A 25058-nucleotide genomic window follows, 5' to 3' on the forward strand; every position below is an offset into this window, starting at 1 on the left:
GGCGCCTGGCCGAGAACGCCGAAGGCGCCGAGAGCACGAGAGCACCGAAGGCGCCGAACGCGCCTAGTCGACCGTGATGACGATCTTGCCGCGGGTGTGGCCCTCCGCGTTGCGCTGCTGCGCCTCCGCCGTCCGCTCCAGCGGGTACGTCGCCGACACCTCGACCCTCAGCGCGCCGCGCTCGGCGAGGTCGGTCAGGTCCTGGAGGTCGTCGGGGTCGGGGCGGACGAAGACATAAGCGCCGCCGAGGCCGAGGACCGCCGGGTCGGCGATGGACGCCAGCCTGCCGCCGGGGGCGAGCACCTCCGCGGACGCGGTGAGGGCGTCGCCGCCGACCAGGTCGAACGCGGCCTGCACCCCGTCGGGGGCGAGCGCCCGCACCCGCTCGGCGAGCCCGTCCCCGTAGACGGTCGGCTCGGCGCCCAGCGTCCGCAGATATTCGTGGTTGCGCTCACCGGCGGTGCCGATGACGCGGGCGCCCAGATGCCGGGCCAGCTGCACCGCCATCGAGCCGACGCCCCCGGCGGCCGCGTGCACCAGCACCGTGTCGCCCTCGCCGACCCGCAGCGCGCGGACCAGCGACTGGTAGGCCGTCAGCCCCGCCAGCGGGATGCCCGCGGCCTGCTCGAAGGTCAGGTTCCGCGGCTTGCGGGCGAGCGTGCGCAGGGGCGCGGCCACGTACTCGGCGCAGGTGCCGCGGGACAGGAAGTCCTCGCGTACGTATCCGATCACCTCGTCCCCGGCCTCGAACCCGGTCACCGCCGGTCCGGTCTGCTCGACCACCCCGGCGACGTCCCAGCCCGGGATGACCGGGAAGACGGCGTCCAGGACGGGGTCGAGATAACCGGCCTGCGCCTTCCAGTCGACGGGGTTCACGGCGGCGGCCCTGACCCGGACCAGCACCGAGTCGGGCCCGACCTTGGGGTCCCGGACCTCGCCGAATTCGAGGACCTCGGGGCCGCCGTAGCGGCGGTAGCTGATGGCCTTCATGGTGGCTGCTCCTCGCGGTTCCTGGTGACGGTTTCCCGGGCGCGTTCCCCCTACGACGCTCCTGCTCGGGAACCGGCACCGCAAATCCGCCACCGGCCGGTTCAGGCGGGAACGCGGTACGGCACCTGGGCCGCCGCCGGAGGCAGCGCGGTCCGCGGCTCCGCCCCCGCGAACCAGAAGCCGAGCAGGAACGCGGCCGTCGCCTCCAGGTGGCGGGCCCGCTCCAGGCCGCCGCCGTCCAGCGGTACGCAGCCCATGTCGCGCACGAGGGTCCGTACGTCCTCCAGCGCCCCCTCGTCGTCCCCGCACAGCGGCACCCCGAGCGGGCCGTCCGCGAAGACCGGCGGGGTCATCCGCCACACCGAGTCCGCGCACAGGTTGAACCCCTTCACCACATGGGCCCCCACCGCCTGCGCGGCGATCCGCTCGGCCACTCCCGGGCCGCCGTCGGTGGCGAGGACGAACCGGCCGGGGACGACCGCGTTGGTGCAGTCGATCAGCGCCCGGCCGCTCAGTGTCCCCTCCCCCGCGCCCGCCGCGGCCAGGGTGGCCGACACCCCTTCGTACGCGACCGCGAGCAGCGTCACCTCCCCGAACCCGGCGGCCTCGCGCGGCGATCCGGCCCGCGCCCCGTGGCCGATCCGCTCCGCCAGGGCGCGCGCGTTGCCGGGGGTGCGGCCGCCGATGAACACCGCGTGGCCCGCCCGCGCCCACTGTCCCGCCAGCCCCTCGGCCATGGTTCCCGTGCCCAGCACTCCGATCCGCATCGCGCGGCCTCCCTCTCGTAGCGGCGGCGGCATGTGCCGCCTGCCGGAACAGGACACTAGGAAGTCCGTTGGACACCCCGCGGTGCCCAACGGATCCGCTAGGACGGCACAGAAACCCGCCCCCCGGAGGCCCCGAGTGACGACATCCCCGCACCCCTCGCCCACCGGCCGGTTCATCGCCGACTGCCGGGCCCGGATCGGCTTCGACCTGCTGACCCGCACCTGGACCGCCGTGGTGATCTTCGGGCTGCGCGAGGGGCCGCGCCGCCCCGGTGAGCTGCGCGCGGCGATCGGCGGCATCAGCGCCAAGGTGCTCAACGAGACGCTGCGCCGCATGGAGGACGACGGGCTGGTCGAGCGGCACCGGTACGCGGAGGCGCCGCCGCGCGTCGAGTACGGGCTGACGCCGCTGGGCCGGACCCTGCTGGGCCCCGTCGAGGCGCTGGGCTCCTGGGGGATCGAGCACGGCGACGCGGTCACCGAGGCCCAGGAGCGCGCCGAGCTGCGGCGGGAAGCGCGGGAGGGAGGCGCGGGAGGGAACCGGTGGCGGACGGACACTGGACTACATACCGACTGGTCGGCATCATGAGGTGGACATGGAGTGAGCCAGTCCGCCCGCCTCCCACGGAAGAAGAGATTCGATGAACGAAGGCAATCCGCCAGGACTCGACCTGCCGCGGCTCCGCGCCCATCTCGACCGCGAGCGGCCGGGGCTGGTGGGCGGCGAGCTGAGCGCGGAGCTGATCGAGGGCGGCCGGTCGAATCTCACCTACTCCGTCACCGACGGCACCCACCGCTGGGTGGTCCGCCGCCCGCCGCTCGGGCATGTGCTGGCCACCGCCCATGACATGCGGCGCGAGCACCGGGTGATCAGCGCGCTGCACCCGACCAGCGTGCCGGTGCCGGAGCCGGTGCTGCTGTGCGAGGACGAGGCGGTGACCGGATCGCCGTTCTACGTCATGGAGTTCGTGGAGGGCACTCCGTACCGTACGGCCGAGCAGCTGGCCGCCATCGGCCCGGAGCGCACCCGGGGCGTGGTGCTGTCCCTGGTGGACACGCTCGTCGCGCTGCACTCCGTCGACCCCGCCGCGGTCGGGCTGGGCGACTTCGGGCGGCCGGAGGGCTTTCTGGAGCGCCAGCTGCGGCGCTGGGGCAAGCAGCTGGAGTCCTCGCGCAGCCGTGAACTGCCCGGCATCGACGAGCTGCACGCCCGGCTCACCAAGGCGCTGCCCGCCTCCCCCGCGCCCACCGTGGTGCACGGCGACTACCGCCTGGACAACGTCCTCGTGGGCGCCGACGACCGGATCAAGGCGATCCTCGACTGGGAGATGTCCACGCTCGGCGATCCGCTGACCGACCTCGGCCTGATCGTGATGTACAGCGAACACCCCACCCTCGAAGACGCGCCCATCTCCTCCACCCAGGGCGCCCCCGGCCACCCGGGCACGGACGAACTGGTCCGGCGGTACGCCGAGGGCTCCGGCCGGGACGTCAGCGGCATCGCCTGGTACACCGCCTTCGCCTACTTCAAGCTCGCGGTGATCTTGGAGGGCATCCACTACCGCTTCACTCTCGGACAGACCCTCGGCGCGGGCTTCGACCGCATCGGCCGAATCGTCCCGGCCTTCATCGACAACGGCCTCACCACTCTCCAGGAGCACTGAGACACCTCATGGACTTCGCATTCGACGCCCGCACCGAAGAACTCCGCGCCAAACTGCTGACCTTCATGGACGAGCACGTCTACCCGGCCGAGGCGGTCGTGGGCGAGCAGCGCGCCGAGCTCGGCTCGCCCTGGGAGACCCCGGCCGCCGTGGAGGAGCTGAAGGCCGAGGCCCGCAAGCAGGGGCTGTGGAACCTGTTCCTGCCGGACAGCGAGTACGGGGCCGGGCTGACCAACCTCCAGTACGCCCCGCTCGCCGAGATCACCGGCCGCAGCCCCCAGCTCGCCCCCACGGCCCTCAACTGCGCCGCGCCGGACACCGGCAACATGGAGGTGCTCACCCAGTTCGGCAACGAGCAGCAGCGCAAGCAGTGGCTGGAGCCGCTGCTCGCGGGCGAGATCCGGTCGGCCTTCGCGATGACCGAGCCGGAGGTGGCCTCGTCCGACGCCACCAATATCGAGACCCGGATCGAGCGGGACGGCGACGACTACGTCATCACCGGGCGCAAGTGGTACATCTCCGGGGCGATGAACCCCGACTGCAAGATCTTCATCGTGATGGGCAAGACCGACCCGGAGGGCGCGGATGTGCGCCGCCAGCAGTCGATGGTGCTGGTGCCGCGCGATACGCCCGGGGTCGAGGTGCGGCGGGCGATGCAGGTGTACGGCTACGAGGACCACTACCACGGCGGCCACGCCGAGGTCGTCTTCCACGGGGCCCGGGTCCCGGCCGCGAACCTCATCGGCGAGGAGGGCGGCGGCTTCGCCATCGCCCAGGCCCGGCTGGGCCCCGGCCGCATCCACCACTGCATGCGGCTGATCGGCATGGCCGAGCGGGCGATCGAGCTGATGTGCCGACGGGCGGTGGCCCGGCAGGCGTTCGGCAAGACGCTCGCCCAGCAGGGGCAGGTCCACGAGTGGATCGCGGACGCCCGGGTGGCGGTCGAGCAGCTGCGGCTGCTGGTCCTCAAGACGGCCTGGCTGATGGACACGGTGGGCAACCGGGAGGCGCACACCGAGATCCAGTCCATCAAGATCGCCACGCCGCGGACGGTGGTGGGGATCCTCGACCAGGCGGTGCAGCTGCATGGCGCGGGCGGGGTCAGCCAGGACTTCCCGCTGGCCGAGCTATGGGCCGCGGCCCGTACGCTGCGGCTGGCCGATGGGCCGGACGAGGTGCACCAGCGGTCGCTGGCGCGGCGCGAGCTGAAGCGGTACGTATAGGGGGAAATTCCAGCCCGTCCAGGGGGCACCTCCCAGCGGTAGCTGGGGGAGATTGAGGACACACGCCCGGAGGGCGTGTGTCCTCCGCCGGGCGTCAGGGCCGCAGCGCGCGGAGCAGGAGGTCGGCCAGGTGGTCGGCCACCTGCTGGGGGGCGAGGGAGCCGCCGGGGCGGTACCAGGTGCCCAGGTGGTGGACGGAGCCGAAGTGGTAGTCGACCACCAGGTCCGCCGGGGTGTCGGCGCCGAACACCCCGGTCCGCTGGCCCTCTTCGACCAGCGCGCGGAACCGCTCGTGGTAGCGGCGCCGCTCGGCGCGTACCTGCTTGTACTTCTCCGGGCTCAGATGGTGCATCGACCGGAAGAAGATCGTGGTGTCGTCGAGGTTCTCGATGGTGGTCACCACGACGTCGGCCGCCGCGCCCCGCAGCCGCTGTTCGACGGGGGCGTCCGCGTCCGCGAACGCGTCGAGCCGTTCCTGCTGGAGGCGGAGCACCCGGCTGTAGATCTCGTGGAGCAGATCGTCCTTGGAGCCGAAGTAGTGGTACAGGGCTCCCTTGGTGACCCCCGCCGCCTCGACGATCTCCTGGACCGACGTCCGGTCGAACCCGCGCTCCGCGAAGAGGCGGGTGGCAGCGGCCAGCAGCCGCCGCGGCACCGGCTGTCCGTCACCGTTCGTCGTTCTGGCCATGGTCGCCACCCGCTTCTCTTCCGTTCTCATCCTCGCAGTTCTCGTCGGAGGATCTTGCCACTGGTCGTCTTCGGGAGCTCGGGCAGGATGTCGACCTCCCGCGGGTACTTGTACGCCGCCAGCCGGTCCGCACAGTACGCGGCCAGCTCGTCCGGCGTGACCTCGGCCCCGGGCCGCAGGCTCACGTACGCCTTGACTGTTTCGCCCCGGTAGGGGTGCGGCTTGCCGACCACGGCCGCCTCGCGGACGGCGGGGTGAGTGTAGAGGACGTCCTCGACCTCGCGCGGCCACACCTTGAACCCGGAGGCGTTGATCATGTCCTTCTTGCGGTCGACGACGTACAGCCAGCCGCCCTCGTCCATGAAACCGATGTCCCCGGAGCGCAGTTCGCCCCCGGGCATACCGGCCTCGGTGGCGTCCGGGCGGCGCCAGTAGCCGGGGACGACCATGGGGCCGCTCACCACGATCTCGCCGGGCTCGCCGAAGGGCACGTCCTTGCCGTCGTCGCCGACGATCCGTACGACGGTGTCCGCGCCGGGCACGCCGACCGCCAGGGTGCCGGAGACCGGGTCGACGGGGGCCCGTACGCCGGGCGGGACGCTGGCGCAGGGGGCGGTGCACTCGGTGAGCCCGTAGCCGTTGTGCAGATACGGGCCGAGGGCCGCCTCGAACCGCTCGACCAGCGCGGGCGGCAGCGGGGCGCCGCCCGAGGAGACGATCCGGAAGGACGAGAAGTGGTCGCGGGTCGCCTGCGGATGGGCCATCAGCGCCATGAAGGCGGTGGAGGGGCCGACGGTGTACGCGGGGCGGTGTTCGGCGAACGCGTCCAGGACGACCCCGGTCTCGAAGCGGTACGCCAGCGCGAGCGTCCCAGCCCCGGCGAGGCTCGCGCCCAGCTCGCAGACCATGCCGGTGATGTGGAACAGCGGGGCCAGCGCGAAGATCGCCGAACCCGGGGGCAGCTCATGGAGGAGGTGCTGCCGGTCGGCGTTGTAGGAGACGTTGCCATGGGTGTTGATGGCGCCCTTGGGGGTGCCGCTGGTCCCGGATGTATAGCTGATCAGCGCGGTGTCGCCGGGCGCGGGCTCGGGGACGGCGGGCGGCCGGGCCCCGGCGCGGGCGGCCACGAGGAGGTCGTCGGTGTCCTCGGGGACCGGGATGCGCTCGTCGCGCAGCACCCGCTCGTCGTTCCGGGTCTGGAAGTCGTACGCGTCGGCGGTGAGCGCGATGCGCACCGGGGTGCCCGCGGCCGTCTCCCGTATGTACGACTCCCAGGCGGTGCGGGCGCACACCAGCGCGGTGACCTCGGCGTCGGTGAGGATGTGGGCGAGTTCGCCGCCCTTGTACATGGGGTTGACGGGGACCACTACCCCGCCCGCCTTCCACGCGCCGAGCAGCGCGATCACGAAGTGCGGGGTGTTCTGGAGCATGAGCGCGAGCCGGTCGCCGGGGGCGAAGCCGCGCTCGGCGAGGTGGCCCGCCAGCCCGTCCGACAGCTCGTCCAGCTCCCGGTAGCTGACCCGGCCGTCGAAATAGGCGATCGCGGGGTGGTCCGGGGCGTCGCGCACGGCCTCCCGGAAGGCGTGCAGCACGCTGGGCCGCGGGGTGATCGGCTCGCGCTGCTTCTCGGTGAGCCGGGCGAGCCAGGGCTGGTCCTGGTACGTCGTCATCGGGACGGCCTCTCTTCGGTCTCTTCCAGGGTGCGCTGCACGCGGTTCATACCCCGCAGCCACTTGTCGGTGTCGGTGGCGCGGGCGGCGTAGTACTCGGCCACCTCGGGGTGCGGCAGGATCAGGAACCGGTTCTCGGCGATGCCCTTCAGCACGGCGTCGGCGACCTCCTCCGGTTCGATCGCGGTGGGCACGAGCACCAGGTCTCCGGCGCTTCCGCTGTCCTCCAGCATGTGGGTGCGCACGCCCTGCGGGCAGACGGCGTGCACCTGGATGCCGCGGTGGCGGTACGTGGCCGCGAGCCATTCGGCGAAGCCGAGCGCCGCGTGCTTGGAGACGCTGTACGGCGCCGAGCCGACCATGGTGAGCAGCCCGGCCGCGGACACGGTGGCCACGAACCGGCCGTCGCCGCGCTCCAGCCAGTCGGGCAGCAGCGCGCGGGCGGCCCGGACATGGGCCATCACGTTGACGTCCCAGGACTCGGCCCACAGCGCCTCGTCGGCCTCGGGGCCGCCGCCGTGGCCGACGCCCGCGTTGGCGCAGAAGATGTCGATGGTGCCGCCGAGCGCGTCCCGGGCGTCCGGCACCACGGCGGAGGCGTCACCGGGGACGGCGGTCCCGCCGATCTCGGCGGCGACGGCCTCCGCCCCGGCCGCGTCGAGGTCGTTTACCACGACCCGGGCGCCCTCGGCGGCGAAGCGGCGGGCCAGGGCGGCGCCGATGCCGCCTCCCGCCCCGGTGACGACAACTCGCGCTCCACGCACGGTATCCACGATTGAGACGCTCCTCGGGTGCGGCGCGGCCGTCGGCCCGGATCGGCCCGGCCGCACCGGCAGACTAACCAGTCGGTATGTTGAAGGGAAGGGGGCAGGGGGCTGACCGGCGGATGACGTTTCGCCGACCTCCAGAGTGCGTCTCACCGGCCGCGCGAACCGGACTCACCGGCCGCGCGAACGCGTCTCACCGGCCGCGCGGGCCCCCGGGGCGCTGGTCGCCGATGACGCGGCGCCAGCGGGCGTTCTCCCCCGCGAGGGCGTTCCACAGCACGTTGAGCGGATGGTCGTCGTCCTGCGCGGCGCGCTCCCCGGCCCGTACGAAGACCCCGACGACGACGTCCAGCTCCGGCGCGATGTCATCGGTCAGCTGCAGCGTGCGCAGCCCGGCGCCGGTCCGCAGCCGCCCGTCGGCCACCGCGTCGCCGATCCCCTGGGTGACGAGCACCGCGCCGCGCTGCACGCCCGAGGAGAGCAGTTCGAGGCCGTACTGCACGGTGTCGATCTCGGCCGCGATGTGCAGCTCCTGGCGGTAGCGGCCGCCGAACCAGCCGCGCAGGAAGCCGGGGATCAGCCCGTCGGCGGAGACCGCGAGCGGCACCCCGGGCAGATCGCTCACCGCGACGGAGGGGCCCGGCAGTTCGTCGGCGCCGAGGTTGGTGACCAGGGACAGGCCGCTGCGCCGCCACTCCATCACCTCAAGGCCGTCCAGCCCGCGGTTCTCGCTTCCGTCGGCCAGCACGCTGCCGCAGACCAGGTCGAGTTCCTTGGAACCGAGCCGGTCGAGCAGATCCCTGGTGCGGACGTGCTCGACCTTCAGCTCGACGCCGCGGCTCTCGAAGTCCGCGGTGACCAGCTCCACGGCATTCAGCAGAAAGCCGAGGGTGTAGCGGGTGGAGCCGACGGCCAGCCGCCCGCCGATCCGGCGGCGGCAGTCGCGCAACTCCTCCTGCCACCCCCGGAGCGTGCCGCGGGCGAGTTCGGCAAGGCTCTCGCCGGTGGCGGTGAAGAGCACATTCCGGCTGCGCCCGCGTTTGAGGACGAGCGGTTCTCCGCACAGGGTGCCGAAGTTCCGGTTCATCGTGTCGAGCTGTTTCTGAACGCTGGACTGCTCGCGGCCCAGCAGCCGGGCGGCGCCCAGCGCCGTACCGGTCTCATGGACCGCGAGCAGTGTGCGGAGTTGATCCATCGTGGTGTCCAGCAGCGCCGCGGGGTACTGCCACCGATCGCTTGAGGACATTCCGGCCTTCTGCTCCCCCATACAAAAAACGCGCCCTGACGATTCGAAGCATAGTGCAGCGCATTTCCTGGCCGGGCCCTGCGGGGATACTCCGGAATTCACGACGGAAACAACGGGAAATACCGCGACTGCGCGCTCAGCGGTGGCGTGCGAACTCCACCACCTGCTGGTAGGTGGGACGGTTCTGCCAGCTGATCTTGTCGTGGGTCAGTCCGCCGACCGTGCGCTGGATGATGGAGTCGGCGCACCACTGGTCGCCCGCCGCGCAGTTGTCGTCGCCGGGGTAGACCTCGATGGCGGGCTTCGCGGCGGCCTGCTTCAGGCTGCCGAGCAGGGCGTCACGGCAGGCGCTCAGGTCGCCGTCGCCGCAGTACCGCTTGGCGAGCGGGCCCTTGACGTCCTCGCCGAGGACCGCGCGCAGGTCCTTGTCGACGTAGGACCACCAGCCGTACTGGAAGGACGATCCGGCGTGCGAGCCGGTCGGCCCGTGGCCCGCCGAGGGCGATTCGTCGACGCTCAGGTTGGTGCGCAGCGCGTCGTACAGGTCGCCGCCGAGTCCTGGCTTGAACTCGGCCTCGACCAGCAGCGGCCACCACGCGTCCATGATGCGTACGGCGTCGGCGTTGCCGTAGGTGTGCGAGCCCGCGCTCGTCTCGCGGCGCTGTGAACCGGCCGCCTGCCAAGCCTCCAGCCGCTGTACGGCGCTGGCGAGCGCCGGGTCGTCGATCGGCTTGCTGCGCAGCACCTTCAGCAGTTCGGGCAGCACGTCCTCGCCGCGCAGATCGGTGACGGCGGCCTCGCCCATCGCCCGGGCGAGCGCGGCGCGGGTCACCCCGCCCTTCTTGACCAGGGCGCGCACCCGGTCGTCGAGGAGGTTGCCGCGGTGCACGGAGCCGTTGCCGAAGCCCGCGGCGCCGTAGTCCTTGGCGAGCTTGTTGTTCCAGCTGATGTAGTAGTCCTGATCGACGGACTGGGGGTGTTCGGCGGGCGGGGTGTACGCGGCGGTGTTGTCCGCCGGGTCGAAGTCCCGCCACTCGTACGCCTGCTCGGCCTTGACGGGCAGCGACGGGTCGACACCGTCGGCGCGCCGCATGTTGAGCCCGCTGTTGTAGTACGCGGCCTGCCGGGAGTCGGCGTAGAACCAGTTGAAGGTGTAGTTGATGTGCTGGGCGGCGCTCTGGAAGGACTTCGCGTCGGTCACATAGCCCGGGTCGTTGAACATCTGGAAGCCGACGATCGAGTCGGCCTCATGGCGATAGGTGGCGCGCAGCGAGGTGTAGGCGACCGGTTTGCCGCCGACCGTGGCGCGGTGGGTGACGAGGCCGTACTTGGTCCGGTAGACCTGCATCCGGTACGAACCGGCGGCGGTGGAGTCGGCGACGGTGGGCTTCCAGGCGTTGCGCCGCTCCAGCTTGTCCATGGGCAGGCAGTCGCCGTGGTAGCGGTAGTACGTCGAGTCCTCGGCGGGCGCGGAGCCGTCCGGTGAGCACAGCTCGACCGCGTAGGTGTCGGTGACGTCCTGCGCGGAGGTGGTGGCGCTCCACGCGTAGTCCTGGCCGCGCCCGAGCTGGACGTACATGCCGACGCCCGCGAAGGAGGCGCCGCGGGCGCTGATGCCGGGGCCCTGGAGCTCCTGGAGCATCAGCAGCTGCGGGGCGAAGTAGCCGGTCTGCGGGCCGAAGACGGCGACCGGGTGGCCGCTGGCGGTGTACTTGCCGGACACCACGAGCGCGTTGGACATGCCCTTCTTGCGGCTGAACAGATCACGGGGCAGCACCCCGTCGTCGTAGATGCCGCGCAGCTTGTCGAGCTTGGCGGGCGCCTTGACCGTGGTGCGGGCGTCGGCCTTGGCCTGGGTGGCGCTGCCCTCGCGGTCGTACACGAGCGGTTCGGCGGTGACGGAGCCGCGGTCGGGCATCGCGGTGCCCTTGGCATCGGCGGGCTTGCCCGCGTACGGGAAGCCCTTGCCGTCGCGGACGGTCAGCACGGCCTCCGGGTCGTTGCGCTGCCGGAAGGACTCCCAGACCTTGGTGCCCTCTTCGAGGCCGTACTTCTGCTGGGCGGCCAGCATCGACAGCGCGCCCTCGACCTCGCCGCCCCCGCCGTTGCCGAAGAGCGCGCCGACGACGGAGGCCAGGGCGATCAGGTCGGTGAGCTTGAAGGGCTGGATCTCTCCGGCGTTGGTGATCGCGTCGATGTGCCCGGTGAGCACGTACTCGCCGGGGAAGTAGCGGCCGTCCTTCGCCTTCTTGGCGTAGGCGTTGATGCCGTCCACATACGCCTGGGCATCGGCCAGCGCCTGCTTTCCGCGCTCGCCGCCGGTCGCCAGGATGTAGTCGATCTGCGCCTGATAGTCCGCCTCGGCATACGGCGCCTGGCGGAAGAAGTCCTGTTCCAGGCCCTGGTTGGCGGCGGCGCCACCGGCGAACGAGGTCAGCTCGCCGCGGCCCACATGGCGGAAGAGATCCATCAGCCACAGCCGGTCCTGGGCGGCGGCGTATCCGGCGCCGTACTCGGTGCCCTCGCGGGTGGTGCCCTGGATGTGCGGGACGCCGGTCTTCTTGTCACGGGTGATCGTGACGTCGTCGCGTGGCTTGGTGACGGACTCGACCTGGTCCGCCGGGACGCCGAACGACGAGTCGTTGAAGAAGGTGTTCAGCTTGTCGTCGGTGAGCGTCGGATAGCCCTGGGCCAGGTCGCTGTACGGGCCGAGCTGGTCGGCGCTGTGCGCGGGGTGGGTGCCGAACACCCGGTTGGCGAGGATGTCGGCCAGGGTCGCGTTGCCGGTCGCGCCGGGCGGCAGGATGTCGGAGCACTGTCCGCCGCAGTAGTCGGTGGCGGCCCGGGCGGCGGGCGCCGCCTGGGCCTCTTGCGGCAGCGGGGCCGCGAACGTGGCGCCGAGCGCCAATACCGCGGCCGCGGCGACGGCGACACGGGTGAGCTTGCCGGTTCTGAAACGCATATCCGCTCCTCCCGGATGCAGTTGAGAGGGAGGTTACCGGCGGTACAACAACGCCGGAAGATGAGCGGCCGTCAACTTCCTTCTTCCGATTGCCCGGCGACTTTTTGGAAACACGATGGATCCGGATCGCGCTGCGTTACGTCCATTCGACAACGAGTCGGGTCCGCACTCGCGGAGGTGGTAAGAAGTGGCCGGTTTCAGAGCACTCGCACGAGAGGTTCGTAATCCACGCAGACACGTCACCGCCCGGCGCACCTCGCTGCGCAAATGCCTGGAACGGTTCGCGCCGTACGGGCACCGGGCGACCTGGCACCATCTGTGCGCCAGGACCGGGATCATCCCGGAGGACCGTCAGCCTGAACCCACACGATTGATCACGGCACTCGAAGAACTCGAGGAGGCCCGCACCCTGTGGCTCGCGTACGAGGCGGACTTCGCCGCCCGGCGCAGGCTGGAGAAACACCACGGCATCCGGCAGCCCAGCGCCGTCGACGACTGGCACCTGCACACCTGGGGCGGTTGCGACATCATGCCGTGCGAATCTCCCTCGACCCATCCCGAAGGCCGTCTCGCCGACGTCCTGCGGCGGCTGATCGTCGCCATGGAAGCGGGACCGGGGTCGGCCTGCCCGGTCTGCGCCCAGGAACGGCTGGTCTGGCGCGAGGATCTGGACCGCTATCCCGTGGCCGGACCGGTCTGCGAGGACTGCGGCATCGTGGTGCCGGTCCCGCTGCTCACCACCGAGGCGCTGGCGGCATCCCGCGGCGCGGGCTGCGTGACGCGGTACGCGGCGGCCTGAGGCCCGGCCCCGGGCCGGGGCGCGCTCGCCGAACCCCGGTGGAGCGCGCCCCGAACACCTACGGGGCCGCAGGGCGCGTTGACAGGACCCAGGTGACCCGAGCATGCTGAGCAGTCGCTTAGCCGCATCGCGAGTCGCCCGGAGGCAGCACACATGGCAGAGCCCAGGATCTTCACCTCGCCCGAGGAACTGCGCGCCGCGGTGGGCGAGGAGCTAGGCCCCACCGACTGGCTGGAGGTCGACCAGAAGCGGATCGACCTGTTCGCCGAGGCGACCGGCGACCACCAGTGGATCCACGTCGACGCCGAGAAGGCCGCCGCCGGTCCCTTCGGCACGACCATCGCCCACGGCTATCTGACCCTGTCCCTGCTCCCGCACTTCAGCCCGCAGCTGCTGCGCGTCGAGGGCGTACGGATGGGCGTCAACTACGGCTCCAACAAGGTCCGCTTCCCCTCCCCCGTCCCGGTCGGCTCCCGGCTGCGCGCCACGGGCCGCATCGCCGAGGTGGCCGAGGTGAAGGACGGCATCCAGCTGACGCTCACGGTCAGCGTGGAGCGCGAGGGCGGCGCCAAACCGGCCTGCGTGGCGGAAACGGTGTCCCGCTTCTACCTCTGAGTGTCCCGCTTCTCCCGCTGCGGGGTCTCTTCCGCACCGACCATGCGCAGCACCAGCCCGGCGTAGAGGTCACCGACCTCGTCGGGGGTGCTGCGCCCCCGGGCGTTGAACCAGCGGGCGACATCGATGCACAGCGACAGCACCGCGACCGTGGTGCCCCGCACATCCGGCACGTCGAAGTCGCCCGCCCGCACCCCGTCCTCGATGATCGAGCGCACCGTCGCGTCCGTGGCCCGGCGCATGGCGATGACCTCGGCGTGGTGCTCCTCCCCGAGCGCGCCCAGCTCGTACTGCACCACGCGCGCGGTCGTATGGTGCTCGGCGTGCCACCGCACGAAGCCCCGCACCGCGGTGACCAGGCGCTCGGCGGGCCCGCCGCCCCCGTCCCTGGCCTCCTCCAGAATGTCCAGCGCGAGCCGGTGGCCGACCTTGCTGATCTGGTAGAGCAGCTCTTCCTTGGTCTTGTAGTGGATGTAGAGGGCCGCCGGGCTCATCCCGGCCCGCCCGGCGATGTCCCGCGTGGTGGTGGCGTGATAGCCACGCTCGGCGAAGGCATGCACGGCGGCACTCACCAGCCGCCGAGCCGCGTCCGGCGTGATGTCCCCCCACGCCTCGGCCGGACCCCCGGCGTTCTTCCGCTCCGCATCCATGGCGGACACCCTACACGGAGGGTGAGCAAGCGCTTAGAACACGCCTCCGGCCAGGGGTAGGATCGCTCCCATGTCTCCTCTGGTCCAGGTCAACTACCGGAAGTACGACGGCTCTCTGCACTGGAACCTGCGGATGCGCAGACTGGGTGAGGACGAGCACGGGGTCTGGCTGGGGCTGCCCGCCGACTCGGTGTCGCGCAAGGGGGACGGCCCCGAGGTGCCCATCGAGTGCGCGCATGTGATCCTCTTCCCGCGCGGGACGTGGTGGACCGCGGTGTTCAACGCGCCGCCGCGCTCGACCGAGGTGTACTGCGACATCACCACTCCGGTGGAGTGGGTCTCGCCGGACGAGGTCGAGATGGTCGACCTGGATCTGGACGTGATCCGGAAGCGGGCCGACGGGAGGACGCTGCTGGTGGACGAGGACGAGTTCGCGGAGCACCAGGTGCGGTACGGGTACCCGGCGGACGTCATCGCCCAGGCCGAGGCGGCGGGGCAGTGGCTGATGGAGGCGGTCGGGGGCGGCGCCGAACCGTTCGGGAAAGCGCATCTGCCGTGGCTGGCCATGGTGTCCGGGGAGAACGGCGGCTAGAAGTCCCGCCTAGAAGACGACGAGCGCGCGGCCTCCGCGGCCCGCGATCATCGCGTCGAAGGCCGCCGGGATGTCGTCCAGGCCGATCCGCGCGGTCACCAGCGCCGCCGGATCGAGCCGTCCCGCGCGGATGTGCGCGGCGAGGACGGGGAGGTCGCGGGCCGGGTCGCTGTTGCCGTAGACGCAGCCGGAGAGGGTGCGGCCGAAGTAGAACAGCTCCAGCGCCGAGAAGGTGACCGGCTGGTCCTTGCCGCCGATGCCGACGACGGTCGTCCGGCCGCCGCGGCGGGTGGCGGACCAGGCGGCGCGGATGGTGTCGGCGCGGCCGACGCATTCGATGGCGACGTCGGCGCCGTGGCCGCCGGTGAGGGCGCGGATCCGCTTGGCCGGGTCGCCGGTGCCGCCGCCCGTGCCGTCCCCGGTGAGGACGAACTCGGTCGCGCCCGCCGCCCGGGCCAGTTCCTCCTTCTCCGGTGAGACGTCCACCGCGACGATCGTCCCGGCGCCCGCGAGGCGCGCCGACTGGAGCACGGCGAGGCCGACGCCGCCGATGCCGAAGACGGCGACGGACTCGCCGGGGCGCACCTGGGCGCTGTGGTGGATGGCGCCGTACCCGGTGAGCATCGCGCACCCCAGCAGGGCGCCGTCGGTGAGCGGCACGCCGTCCGGCAGCGGGAGCAGGGCGTGCGCCGGTACGACGGTCTCCTCGGCGAACGCGGCCGTGCCCAGTCCCGGGTACAGCGCGCTGCCGTCGGCGGCGAGCGTGGCGTACGGCAGGGCCGCGGCGTCCCCGGCCTTGGCGCAGAGCCAGGGCTCGCCGAGCCCGCAGTAGTGGCATCTCCCGCAGGACGGGGCCCAGTTGAGGACGACGGCGTCGCCCGGGGCGATCCCCGTCACGCCGTCGCCGACCGCCGTCACGGTGCCCGAGCCCTCGTGGCCGAGGACGGCGGGGACGGGCTGGCGGAGCGTTCCGTCGGACAGGGACAGGTCTGAGTGGCACACCCCGGCCGCGGCGAGCCGCACCCGCACCTGCCCGGGCCCCGGGTCGGGGATCTCGATGTCCTGGACGCGGAGCGGACTGCCGATGGCGGGGAGGACGGCGGCGCGGGTCATGGTGTGGGCTCCTCGGGGTCGGTGCGGGCCGAGGTTTCCTCCCCCGGCCCGCACCTCCCCGAAACCGCGCTCCGCTCCGCCTCGGCGCCGCCCCGGGAGTTGCGCGGCGCCGGAAGGTCCCCGGGAGCCACCGCCTCGGGGGCTCGCCGGAGGGGCCGTACGGCTACCGCCGCCGAGGCGAGCAGCAGCACACCCAGCATGACGAAGGGGGCGGCGGTGCCCGCGAGCCCGGCGAGCAGTCCGGCCGAGGCGGGCGCGGCGACCTGGCCGAGGCGGTTGCCGGTGAGCCGCAGCGCGAGGGCTGTGCTGCGCGCGTCGTCGGGCGCCGCCTGCACGACGGTGGACATGGACAGCGGCTGGCCGACGCCGAGGCAGAAGCCGAGCGCGGCGAGCAGCACGCCGAGCGCCCAGGCGGGCACCGGCAGGGCGACGGCCGCGCACAGCAGCCCGGCGCCCAGACAGCTGACGGCCATCAGCACGGTACGGCCCATCAGCCGGATCATCGGGGTCATCACCAGGCGGCAGGCGACGGTGGCGGCGGCGCGCAGGCTGAGCAGCAGGCCGACGACGGCAGGCGAGATGGCGCGCTGTTCACCGACGACGGGCAGATAGGCGGTGAGGATGTCGGTGGCGGAGAGCACGGCGAGGCTGATGAAGATGCCGGAGGCGACCCCGCGGGTGCGCAGGATCCCGAACACCGGCACCCGCCGGGAGGGGGATTTCCCGGCGGACGCCTTCACCGGCCCCTGGGCCGGGCGGTGCTCGATCCGCCACAGCGAGGTGACCGAACAGGCCGCGACGGCGGCGGCCACGAAGAGCGCGACGGCGCTGGTGCGGGCCAGTGCGCCGTCGTGGCCGGAGACGAGCTGCCCGGCGGCGATCGGCCCGATCAGCTGGCCGAGCGAGGCGCCGACGGTGAAGTGGCCGAAGTTGCGGTCCTGGTCGGCCGGGGCGCTCTGCCGGGCGACGAGTGACTGGGCACCGATGACGAATGACAGATGACCAAGTCCCATCACCCCACTCCACGCGGCCATCTCGGACAGCGAGTCCGCCGTGCCGCTGAGCCCGCATCCGGCGGCGATGAGCACGACGCCGACCGGCAGCAGCGGAGCGCACCGGCCGTGGTCGGTGCGCCGCCCGAGCGGTACGGCGGCGAACAGCGGCAGCAGCGCGTAGATGCCCGCGATCACGCCGACCGCGCGGGCGTCGGCGCCCAGCGCGAGAGCCCGGTAGGAGACGGCCGGTCTCGCCATGCTCACCGCCCCCTGTGCGAAGGAGAAAGCGATGACCAGGCGCAGCAGCCAGCCCCTACCGGGCTCCGAAGTCGTCACGGTCAGATGATGCCGAACGCGATTCCGGAGGCCAGCACCACCAGGGAGGTGAGCACCGCCCACTTCACCGTGAACTTGGTGTGGTCGCCGAATTCGACCTTGGCCATGCCGACGAGCACGTAGACGGCGGGGACCAGCGGGCTCGACATGTGCAGGGCCTGGCCGACGAGCGAGGCGCGGGCGATCTCCAGCGCGGAGACGCCGTGGGCCTGACCGGCTTCGGCGAGGATCGGCACGATGCCGAAGTAGAAGCCGTCGTTCGACATGAAGTACGTGAGCGGGATCGACAGGATGCCGGTGACCAGGCCCATCTGCGGGCCCATGGCGTCGGGGACGCCGTCGACCAGCCAGCGGGCCATGTGCTCGACCATGCCGGTGCCGGTGAGGACGCCGGTGAAGACGGCCGCGGCGAAGACCATGCCGGAGACGTTGACGACGTTCTCGGCGTGGGCCGCGACCCGGGCCTTCTGGTCGGCCATGCGCGGGAAGTTCACGGTGAGCGCGATGGCGGCGGCCAGCAGGAAGAGGACCGGGATGTCCAGCGTCTCGGTGATCATCAGGGCCAGCAGGGCGACGGTGAGCGCCGCGTTGAACCAGTAGAGCTTGGGGCGCAGGGTGGCGCGGTTCGGGTCGAGGCCCTTGAACTCGTCGTCGTCCGCGTCCGCACCGCCGGCCGCCGGGCCGCCCGCGGGGGCCTCCGCGTCCGTACCGCCACCGGCGCCGCCGGTGCGCTTGCCCAGGCTGACGCCCTTGCCGCCGTCGGCTCCGGCACCCGCGCCGACGAGCACCTGCTCGGGGTCGCCCGCGGTGACCTCGTCGAGCGTCAGCACGCCGAGCCGCTTGCGCTCGCGCAGGCCGAGGCCGTACGAGAGGGCGAAGACGAAGAGCAGACCGACCGCGAGGGCGGGGATCATCGGGACGAAGATGTCGCTCGCGTCGACCTTGAGCGCGGCGGCGGCGCGGGCGGTGGGGCCACCCCAGGGGAGCGTGTTCATGACACCGTTGGCCATGGCGGCGACACCGGTCATCACGACCAGGCTCATCTTCAGCTTCCGGTAGAGCGGCACCATGGCCGACACCGTGATCATGAAGGTGGTGGAACCGTCACCGTCGAGCGAGACGATCGCCGCGAGCACCGCGGTGCCGACCACGACCCGCATCGGGTCCGCCTTGCAGAACCGCAGGATGACCCGGACGATCGGATCGAAGAGACCGACGTCGATCATCACCCCGAAGTAGATGATCGCGAAGAACAGCATCGCAGCGGTGGGCGCCAGATCCCCGACGCCGTCGAGGACGTAGTCCCCGAGGTGCGCCCCCTTCCCGACGAGGATGCAGAAGAGTGCCGGGATGAGCACCAGCGCACCCATCGGGGACATCTTTTTCATCATGATCAAAACAAGGAACGTAGCGATCATGACGAAACCGAGGATTGTCAGCATGTGGCTACCTCACGTTCGCCTTTGAACTCCCCCAGATTTGGCGGTCGGGGCGACGTTAGGTGGCGCAACTTGGCGTTAACAAGGTCTTGACGCGTGAGCAATAAGCGCAGAACCCCAGGTCAGTCCAGTACCCGCGCCAGATACGCCCGCAGCAGCTCTTTCGTCTCGGCTACGACCGCCGGATCCCCCTCCGGATCCACCCGGAAGGCGAGCCGCAGCAGCGCGTCCGCCGTCTCGACCGCGAGCAGGAAGGCGACCCGCAGACGCTCGTCGGCCTCGGCGGTGCCGTCGATGCCGAGGGGTTCGGCGAGGATGGCGCGGAGGCGGTCGGCCACCAGGTGGTTGGGCTGGTCGGGCAGGCCGGTCGCCGGAACCGGCATGCCGAACTCCACCAGCGCGAAGCCCGGCGCGCCGCGCTTCATCTCCAGGTATTCGTCCACGACGACGTCCATCGCCGCACGCCAGTCGCCCTCGCCCGGCCCCGGCCCGGCCTCGGCCAGCCGCCGGGTGATGCGCACGGCGTACTCGTCCAGGTTGCGGTGGGCCAGGGCCTCGGCCATCGCCCGTTTGTTGGAGAAGAAGCGGTAGACGGAGCCGATGGGCACCTGGGCGCGCTCGGCCACCGCGCGGGTGCTCAGGTCCTCATAGCTCATCTCGTCGAGCAGCTCGGCGCAGGCGTCGAGGATCCGGCCGAGGCGCTCGGCGCTGCGGCGCTGGACCGGTGGGCGGCGGAGGGGCGGTATGGGCACGCCACCATCCTGCCCGATCATTGACGTACCCTGTCTTCGATTCCTATCGTCGGACAGAGGATTCGTCGGAGCGTCGGGAGCACGCCATGGGCGAGGGCACGGGGATCGAGCGAGCGCGCAAGACGGCCGAAGGGCTGGCGTACGCCTCCGGATTCGGCAACGAGCACAGCAGCGAGGCGGTCACCGGCGCACTGCCCGTCGGCCGCAACGCGCCCCAGCGCGCCCCGCTCGGGTTGTACGCGGAGCAGCTGAGCGGCACCGCCTTCACCGAGCCGCGCGCCCACAACCGCCGCTCCTGGCTGTACCGCATCCGCCCCTCGGCCGCGCATCCGCCGTTCGTGCGTATCGACAACGGCACCCTGAGCGGCGCCCCCTTCACCGACTCCGCCCCGGACCCCAACCGGCTGCGCTGGGATCCGCTGCCGGAGCCCGCCGGACCCACCGACTTCCTGTCCGGCCTGTGGACCCTGGGCGGCAACGGGGACGCGGCCCGGCGCACCGGCATGGCCATCCACCTCTACGTCGCCGACGCGCCCATGACCGACCGGGTCTTCAGCGACGCGGACGGCGAGCTGCTGATCGTCCCCGAGCGCGGCGGGCTGCTGATCCGCACCGAGCTGGGGCTGCTGCGCGCCGAGCCGGGCCATGTCGCGCTCATCCCGCGCGGGGTGCGCTTCCGGGTCGAGCCGCTGGACGCGTGCGTGCGCGGCTACGTCTGCGAGAACTACGGCCGACCCTTCGTCCTCCCCGACCTCGGCCCGATCGGCGCCAACGGGCTGGCCAACGCCCGCGACTTCCTGGCCCCCGTCGCGGCCTACGAGGACGTGGAGCGCCCGGTGGAGGTGGTCAACAAGTTCTGCGGCAACCTGTGGGCCGCGACGTACGACCACTCCCCGCTCGACGTCGTCGCCTGGCACGGCAACCATGTGCCGTACGTATACGACCTACGACGTTTCAACGTCATGGGCACCATCAGTTACGACCATCCCGACCCGTCCATTTTCACGGTGCTCACCTCGCCGTCCGACACCCCCGGGCTCGCGGGCGTCGACTTCGTGGTCTTCGCGCCGCGCTGGCTGGTCGGCGAGGACACCTTCCGGCCGCCGTACTTCCACCGCAATGTGATGAGCGAGTACATGGGCCTGATCGAGGGCGCGTACGACGCCAAGACGGCCGGTCCGGGCGGCTTCGTACCGGGCGGCGGCTCGCTGCACAACATGATGTCGGCGCACGGCCCCGACCACGACACCTTCGAGGCGGCGAGCGCGGCCGAGCTGACGCCCCGGAAGCTGGACGACGGGCTGGCCTTCATGTTCGAGACGCGCTGGCCGGTCACGGCCACCCGGCAGGCCCTGCAGTCGGACCGGCTCCAGGGGGCCTACGACGCGGTGTGGCAGGGTCTGGAGCGCCACTTCCGCGCGTGATGCCCAAGGGCCCTCTTCCGCGCGTGCGTTAAGGCCGTCCGCCGTGCCTGCCGTCTGTGTGACCGTGACCGGAGAACCGCGTTGTGACCACTTTCGCCCCCGACTCCCTCGCCCTCAACCGCAAGCTGCCGCTCTGGTACCAGGTCTCGCAGTCGCTGCGCGCCTCCATACTCGGCCGCGGGCCCGGCGAGCCGCTGCGGCTGCCGACCGAGGACCGGCTCGCCGAGCACTACGGCGTCAGCGTCCTCACCATGCGGCAGGCGCTGAAGGAGCTGGAGTCGGAGGGCCTGATCAGCCGCCACCGGCGGCGCGGCACCTTCATCGAACCGAGCGCCCGGCGCGGGACGCCGGTGCGGCTGCTGGGCTCGGTGGACGCGATCGTGGCCCAGCAGTCCGGCGAGCGGACCACGGTGCTGGAGCACGGCCCGGCGCCGGTCCCGGCGGAGCTGGCCGGGTACTTCCCCGGCCTGGCGGAGGCCGCCTCCTACCGCCGGCTGCGCCGGGACGAGCGCGGCGACGAGCCCACCAACTGGGCCGAGAACCTGGTCCGCCCCGAACTCGCCGACCACATCGACCTCGCCGACCTCGCGCGCTGGCCGATGACGAAGGTGCTGCGGGACGCGGTGGGGGTGCGGATCAGCCGCATCACCGACACCGTGGAAGCGCGCCTGGCCGACCCGGAGACCGCCCGTCTCCTCCAGATCCCGCTGCTCAGCCCGATCCTCCACTACACGGGGGTGACGTACGACGACACCGGCCGGGTGGTCGACGTGGCCCGCATCCACTACCGCGGGGACCGCTTCTCGTTCTCGGTGACGGTGGACGCCGACTGACCACCGTGGTCACGGTTACGATGCCGGGGCTGACCGACGTACATGCCGGGTGAAAGGCGGCAGGGTGACGGCAACCCGAGACGCAGCTGCGCTGGCGGATCTCATGCCCTGGTCCGTGCGGCCGCCACGGTTCGGGCGGGACTGGGTCGTGGGGCCGGACGCGGGGGCGCTGCGGGCCCGCTGGGCGCGGCTGGTGGGCACCGGGGACGAGGCCGAGCGGGCCGCGCTGTTCCGGCCGAGCCGCGCCCGTACGCTGCACGCCTCCGTACCGCAGCTGCCCGGCCAGGCCACCTCGACCGCCCGGCTGAGCCGCGAGGACGGGCCGTGTCCGGAGCCGGTGCGGATCGCGCACGGGCCGTTCGACCAGCAGTGGCTGATACCGGATCACCGCTTGCTCGACGCCGCCCGCCCGGAGCTGTGGCGGGTCGCGGACGACCGGCAGATCCATGTGGTGGAGGCGGGCGGGCCCGCCCCCGACCCGGTGCTCACCTTCTCGGCGCTGCTGCCGGACGGCCACTCCCCCGCCGGGCGCCCCGGGCTGATCCGCCCCCTCTACCGCCGTCCCGGCGGGCGCGAACCCAATCTCGCGCCGGGGCTGCTCGACCACCTCGGTGAGCGGCTCGGTCGTCCGGTCGCCGCCGAGGACTTCCTCGCCTGGGCCGCCGCCGCGCACCGGGGCGCGCCGTGCGCCGTACCGCTCACCGCCGACCCCCAGACCTGGGAGACGGGCGTGGAGCTGGGCCGCCGTGCGCTGTGGCTGCATACGCGCGGGGCGCACAGTGGTGAGCGCCCGCGCATGCCGGGTGGCCAGCGCCCTTACGTGCGCGCGGCGCTGCCCGAGCGCGGGCTGCCGGACACGATCGGTTACGACCCGGACGAGGCGGCCCTGCTCCTGGGCGCGGGGCGCGTCTCCCCCGTACCGCGGGCCGCGTGGGAGGCCCACGCGGGCGGCGTGCGGGTGCTGGAGGCGTGGTTCGAGCGGCGTACGGCGGGTGCCGAGCCGGGCACGCTGGAGGCGGTCGGCGCACCGGCCGGCTGGCCGCGGGGCTGGACGTCCGAGCTGCTGGAGCTGATCACCGTGCTGGCGCTGCTCGCCGAGCTGCGCCCGGCCCGGGAGGCGCTGGCCGACCGGGTGGCCGCAGGGCCGGTGGTCGGCCCGGAGGAGCTGCGCGCCGCAGGGGTGCTGCCGGTGCCCGCCGGGGCCCGCCGCCCGGCGTCGGTGCTGGATCACCAGGAGGAGGGGCCGGAGGGCCAGTTCGCGCTGCTGTGACCGGCGCCCATGGTCGGGGGCGCGTCGCATCCCGGGAGGGCAGCGGTGTGCCGTGCCTCAACAGCACGGAGCACCGGCTGGAGCGGGCCGGTGCGTCCGGTGCCTGCCCGGGATACGGATGCGGTCGCGCGCGGGTGTGACGCGCCTGGCAGGGGCGGTCGGGCGCGGTGGGGTCAGGCGTGGTTGCCGAACAGCGAGCGCCGCAGCCGGCGCAGCGGCGCGAACAGCGACACCCGGGCGCCCCGGCTGTTCTTCGCGCGGGTGTGATCGCGCGCGATCAGCTCCTGCATCAGCACCGTCGCGCCCTCGGCCTCCCGCTCGGGGACTGCCGGGCCGCCCAGCACCGCGAGATGCCGGTCGAGACGCGCGCTGGACGCTCCACTCCCGCAATGAATGGCAGGCACTCGGGGCCTGCTGCGTACCGTTATCTGCTCCATGTCACTCCCCACCCGTACGAGGGCACCCGCCCCGGGCAGAGTAACCCTACCTCCCCGAGCCGTCACCCGCGCATCCCAGGTCGCTGATTCACCACCACGTCAAGGGTGTTGACGCTCATACAACGAAGATCGGCGCGGGTGGGAGCCCCTTTGCCATTCGTGACAAATTACAGAACGCGCCAAGCCAAACGGCCCTCCGCCCCGAATAGCCGCATGAAGGAACATCCGGCAAGGTGCGAAGGACCGACACGATGACCGCAATCACCAGGAGCTTGGCCGGGCTCGTCTGCTGCTCGCTGGCCGCGGGCGCGCTCACGGCCGCCGGCGTCGCGGCGCTGCAGCCGCAGACGGCCGAAGCCTCCAGCCACCGCGAGGCGCCGCTGATCTCGGGGCAGCCGCAGTACGACGCGACGGACGTGTACGCGTTCCAAAGCCCCGACAAGCCGGACAAGACCACTCTGATCACGAACTTCCTGCCGTTCCAGGACCCGGCCGGCGGCCCGAACTTCTACAAGTTCGGCACAGACGCCCGGTACGACCTTCACGTCGACAACGACGGCGACGGCCAGGGCGATCTGCTCTTCCGCTGGACGTTCAAGGACCAGCTGAAGAACGGGGACACGTTCCTCTACAACACCGGCCCGGTGGACTCGCTCGACGACCCGGACCTCAACTTCACCCAGACTTACGACCTTGAGGTCTTCAAGCTGAAGAACCAGCGGGCCGTCGACCGGGCCAAGCTCGGCGACGATCTGCCGGTCGCCCCGTCGAACGTTGGCAAGGCGTCCATGCCGGACTACAAGAAGCTCCGCGACGAGTCGGTGCAGGAGATCGGCTACAGCGGCGGCTCGACCAGCTTCGCCGGTCAGGCCGACGACCCCTTCTTCGCCGATCTGCGGGTCTTCGACCTGCTCTACGGCGGCGACATGTCCGAGATCGGCAACGACACGCTCAAGGGCTACAACGTCCAGTCCCTCGCCCTCGAGGTGCCGACCTCGGCGCTGGTCGAGTCCAAGGACCAGCCGGTGATCGGCGTGTGGTCCACCGTCCACCGCAAGACCGCGCGCGGCGACTGGGCCCAGGTCTCCCGGCTCGGCAACCCGCTGGTCAACGAGGTCGTCATCCCGCGCAAGGACAAGGACAAGTTCAACGCCTCGGCCCCGTGGGACGACGCGCAGTTCGCGGGGTCCGTGCAGGATCCCGAACTGCCCAAGCTGATCGAGCAGATCTACAAGATCGAGGCCCCGGACACCCCGCGTGACGACCTCGTGCAGGTCTTCCTGACCGGCGTGCCGAAGCTCAACCAGCCGCCGCACGTCCGCCCCTCCGAGATGCTGCGCCTCAACACCTCCATCGAGCCCGCGAAGAAGCCCAAGCGGCTCGGCGTGCTCGACGGTGACAACGCCGGGTTCCCCAACGGACGGCGGCCGCTCGACGACGTGCTCGACATCTCGCTGCAGGCCGTGGAGGGCGAACTCCTCGGTAAGAAGAACGACCTGGGCGACGCGGTCGACAAGAACGACCAGGAGTTCTACGGCGCCTTCCCGTTCCTCGCGCTGCCCAGCTCCGGTTCGGACGCCAAGGCCGTCTCGAAGAGCGCCGGTTCTTCCCTGCTGGAGGGCGGCTCGGGCCTCGGTGGCTCCTCCGAGGACACCATGATGCTCGCCGGTTCCGCGGCGGCCGGCGGCGGCGCCGTCCTGCTGCTGGGCCTCGGCCTGCTCTGGATGCGCAAGTCGCGCCGTCCCGCCCGCGCGCGCAGGCACTGACCGGCGCCCGCCTCCTCTCACACCACCCCTCGGGCGCGGTCCCGCTCCCCCACGCACGCT

23 protein-coding genes are annotated in these 25058 nt (G+C 72.0%); 10 read left to right on the forward strand and 13 right to left on the reverse strand.

The genetic code is table 11. The annotated features are described in order from the left end of the window. Positions 1 to 63: 63 nt before the first annotated feature. Entirely contained in the window at positions 64 to 990 is a 927-nt protein-coding gene (locus ACZ59A_RS34100) for an NADP-dependent oxidoreductase (RefSeq protein WP_470966848.1), read from the reverse strand. A gap of 101 nt (positions 991 to 1091) precedes the next feature. Then, positions 1092 to 1757, reverse strand: a complete 666-nt coding sequence (locus ACZ59A_RS34105; RefSeq protein WP_470966851.1) for an NADPH-dependent F420 reductase — start codon at positions 1755 to 1757, stop codon at positions 1092 to 1094. Between the two features lie 136 nt (positions 1758 to 1893). On the opposite strand from ACZ59A_RS34105, the gene ACZ59A_RS34110 reads away from it, so the two are divergent. The 3 genes from ACZ59A_RS34110 to ACZ59A_RS34120 are packed head-to-tail and all read left to right on the forward strand — an operon-like array spanning position 1894 to position 4644. After that, positions 1894 to 2346 (forward strand): winged helix-turn-helix transcriptional regulator, encoded by a 453-nt coding sequence (locus ACZ59A_RS34110; RefSeq protein WP_470966853.1) that lies wholly within the window; start codon positions 1894 to 1896, stop codon positions 2344 to 2346. A gap of 52 nt (positions 2347 to 2398) precedes the next feature. Then, positions 2399 to 3421 carry a phosphotransferase family protein gene (locus ACZ59A_RS34115; protein WP_470966855.1) on the forward strand — a complete coding sequence of 341 codons (1023 nt, stop codon included), beginning with the start codon at positions 2399 to 2401 and terminating at the stop codon, positions 3419 to 3421. An 8-nt stretch (positions 3422 to 3429) separates the two neighbouring features. Next, positions 3430 to 4644 (forward strand): acyl-CoA dehydrogenase family protein, encoded by a 1215-nt coding sequence (locus ACZ59A_RS34120; RefSeq protein WP_470966858.1) that lies wholly within the window; start codon positions 3430 to 3432, stop codon positions 4642 to 4644. Between the two features lie 94 nt (positions 4645 to 4738). Here the strand turns inward: ACZ59A_RS34120 and ACZ59A_RS34125 are convergent, their stop codons facing one another. The 5 genes from ACZ59A_RS34125 to ACZ59A_RS34145 form a co-directional block, all read right to left on the reverse strand. Beyond that, positions 4739 to 5332: a TetR/AcrR family transcriptional regulator gene (locus ACZ59A_RS34125; protein WP_468050482.1), complete on the reverse strand. Its 594-nt coding sequence runs from the start codon at positions 5330 to 5332 to the stop codon at positions 4739 to 4741. Between the two features lie 26 nt (positions 5333 to 5358). Further along, a complete protein-coding gene (locus ACZ59A_RS34130; RefSeq protein WP_470966861.1) occupies positions 5359 to 7002 on the reverse strand; it encodes a class I adenylate-forming enzyme family protein in 1644 nt (547 codons plus the stop codon). Next, positions 6999 to 7775: an SDR family oxidoreductase gene (locus tag ACZ59A_RS34135; protein WP_470966864.1), complete on the reverse strand. Its 777-nt coding sequence runs from the start codon at positions 7773 to 7775 to the stop codon at positions 6999 to 7001. The genes ACZ59A_RS34130 and ACZ59A_RS34135 overlap by 4 nt, the downstream gene beginning before the upstream one ends. 187 nt (positions 7776 to 7962) lie before the next feature. Then, positions 7963 to 9015 (reverse strand): LysR family transcriptional regulator, encoded by a 1053-nt coding sequence (locus ACZ59A_RS34140; protein ID WP_470966866.1) that lies wholly within the window; start codon positions 9013 to 9015, stop codon positions 7963 to 7965. A gap of 136 nt (positions 9016 to 9151) precedes the next feature. Then, positions 9152 to 11977: a penicillin acylase family protein gene (locus tag ACZ59A_RS34145; RefSeq protein ID WP_470966869.1), complete on the reverse strand. Its 2826-nt coding sequence runs from the start codon at positions 11975 to 11977 to the stop codon at positions 9152 to 9154. Positions 11978 to 12164: 187 nt separating this feature from the next. On the opposite strand from ACZ59A_RS34145, the gene ACZ59A_RS34150 reads away from it, so the two are divergent. Continuing rightward, the gene (locus tag ACZ59A_RS34150) at positions 12165 to 12776 is read left to right on the forward strand and encodes a hypothetical protein (protein ID WP_470966871.1); all 612 of its coding nucleotides are present in this window, start codon (positions 12165 to 12167) and stop codon (positions 12774 to 12776) included. A gap of 153 nt (positions 12777 to 12929) precedes the next feature. Then, positions 12930 to 13391, forward strand: a complete 462-nt coding sequence (locus tag ACZ59A_RS34155; RefSeq protein WP_470966874.1) for a MaoC family dehydratase — start codon at positions 12930 to 12932, stop codon at positions 13389 to 13391. Here the strand turns inward: ACZ59A_RS34155 and ACZ59A_RS34160 are convergent. Beyond that, positions 13382 to 14041 (reverse strand): TetR/AcrR family transcriptional regulator, encoded by a 660-nt coding sequence (locus ACZ59A_RS34160; protein WP_468050475.1) that lies wholly within the window; start codon positions 14039 to 14041, stop codon positions 13382 to 13384. The genes ACZ59A_RS34155 and ACZ59A_RS34160 overlap by 10 nt on opposite strands. A 70-nt stretch (positions 14042 to 14111) precedes the next feature. Here ACZ59A_RS34160 and ACZ59A_RS34165 point away from each other — a divergent pair, with 70 nt between their 5' ends. Next, the gene (locus ACZ59A_RS34165; RefSeq protein WP_470966876.1) at positions 14112 to 14633 is read left to right on the forward strand and encodes a DUF402 domain-containing protein; all 522 of its coding nucleotides are present in this window, start codon (positions 14112 to 14114) and stop codon (positions 14631 to 14633) included. A gap of 9 nt (positions 14634 to 14642) precedes the next feature. Here ACZ59A_RS34165 and ACZ59A_RS34170 read toward each other — a convergent pair whose 3' ends face one another. The 4 genes from ACZ59A_RS34170 to ACZ59A_RS34185 form a co-directional block, all read right to left on the reverse strand. After that, complete coding sequence (locus ACZ59A_RS34170) at positions 14643 to 15746, reverse strand: Zn-dependent alcohol dehydrogenase (protein WP_470966879.1); 1104 nt, start codon at positions 15744 to 15746, stop codon at positions 14643 to 14645. Then, positions 15743 to 17077 carry an MFS transporter gene (locus tag ACZ59A_RS34175; RefSeq protein WP_470966881.1) on the reverse strand — a complete coding sequence of 445 codons (1335 nt, stop codon included), beginning with the start codon at positions 17075 to 17077 and terminating at the stop codon, positions 15743 to 15745. Before ACZ59A_RS34175 ends, ACZ59A_RS34170 begins: the two co-directional genes overlap by 4 nt. Positions 17078 to 17079: 2 nt before the next feature. Next, the gene (locus tag ACZ59A_RS34180) at positions 17080 to 18519 is read right to left on the reverse strand and encodes a CitMHS family transporter (protein WP_470966883.1); all 1440 of its coding nucleotides are present in this window, start codon (positions 18517 to 18519) and stop codon (positions 17080 to 17082) included. 119 nt (positions 18520 to 18638) lie between these two features. Beyond that, positions 18639 to 19289: a TetR/AcrR family transcriptional regulator gene (locus tag ACZ59A_RS34185; RefSeq protein WP_470966885.1), complete on the reverse strand. Its 651-nt coding sequence runs from the start codon at positions 19287 to 19289 to the stop codon at positions 18639 to 18641. A gap of 65 nt (positions 19290 to 19354) precedes the next feature. On the opposite strand from ACZ59A_RS34185, the gene hmgA reads away from it, so the two are divergent. The 3 genes from hmgA to ACZ59A_RS34200 all read left to right on the forward strand — a co-directional run bounded on the left by hmgA (position 19355) and on the right by ACZ59A_RS34200 (position 22795). Next, a complete protein-coding gene (hmgA, locus tag ACZ59A_RS34190; protein ID WP_470966888.1) occupies positions 19355 to 20692 on the forward strand; it encodes a homogentisate 1,2-dioxygenase in 1338 nt (445 codons plus the stop codon). A gap of 83 nt (positions 20693 to 20775) precedes the next feature. After that, complete coding sequence (locus ACZ59A_RS34195) at positions 20776 to 21525, forward strand: GntR family transcriptional regulator (RefSeq protein ID WP_470966890.1); 750 nt, start codon at positions 20776 to 20778, stop codon at positions 21523 to 21525. Between the two features lie 103 nt (positions 21526 to 21628). Further along, a complete protein-coding gene (locus tag ACZ59A_RS34200) occupies positions 21629 to 22795 on the forward strand; it encodes a type ISP restriction/modification enzyme (RefSeq protein WP_470967089.1) in 1167 nt (388 codons plus the stop codon). A gap of 173 nt (positions 22796 to 22968) precedes the next feature. Here ACZ59A_RS34200 and ACZ59A_RS34205 read toward each other — a convergent pair whose 3' ends face one another. Continuing rightward, on the reverse strand, positions 22969 to 23232 hold the full coding sequence (locus ACZ59A_RS34205) for a hypothetical protein (RefSeq protein WP_468050466.1): 264 nt from the start codon (positions 23230 to 23232) through the stop codon (positions 22969 to 22971). A gap of 251 nt (positions 23233 to 23483) precedes the next feature. Here ACZ59A_RS34205 and ACZ59A_RS34210 point away from each other — a divergent pair, with 251 nt between their 5' ends. After that, the gene (locus tag ACZ59A_RS34210; RefSeq protein ID WP_470966893.1) at positions 23484 to 24998 is read left to right on the forward strand and encodes a DUF4331 domain-containing protein; all 1515 of its coding nucleotides are present in this window, start codon (positions 23484 to 23486) and stop codon (positions 24996 to 24998) included. The last annotated feature ends 60 nt before the right edge of the window (positions 24999 to 25058 follow it).

This window comes from Streptomyces sp. NPDC040405 (assembly GCF_055595765.1).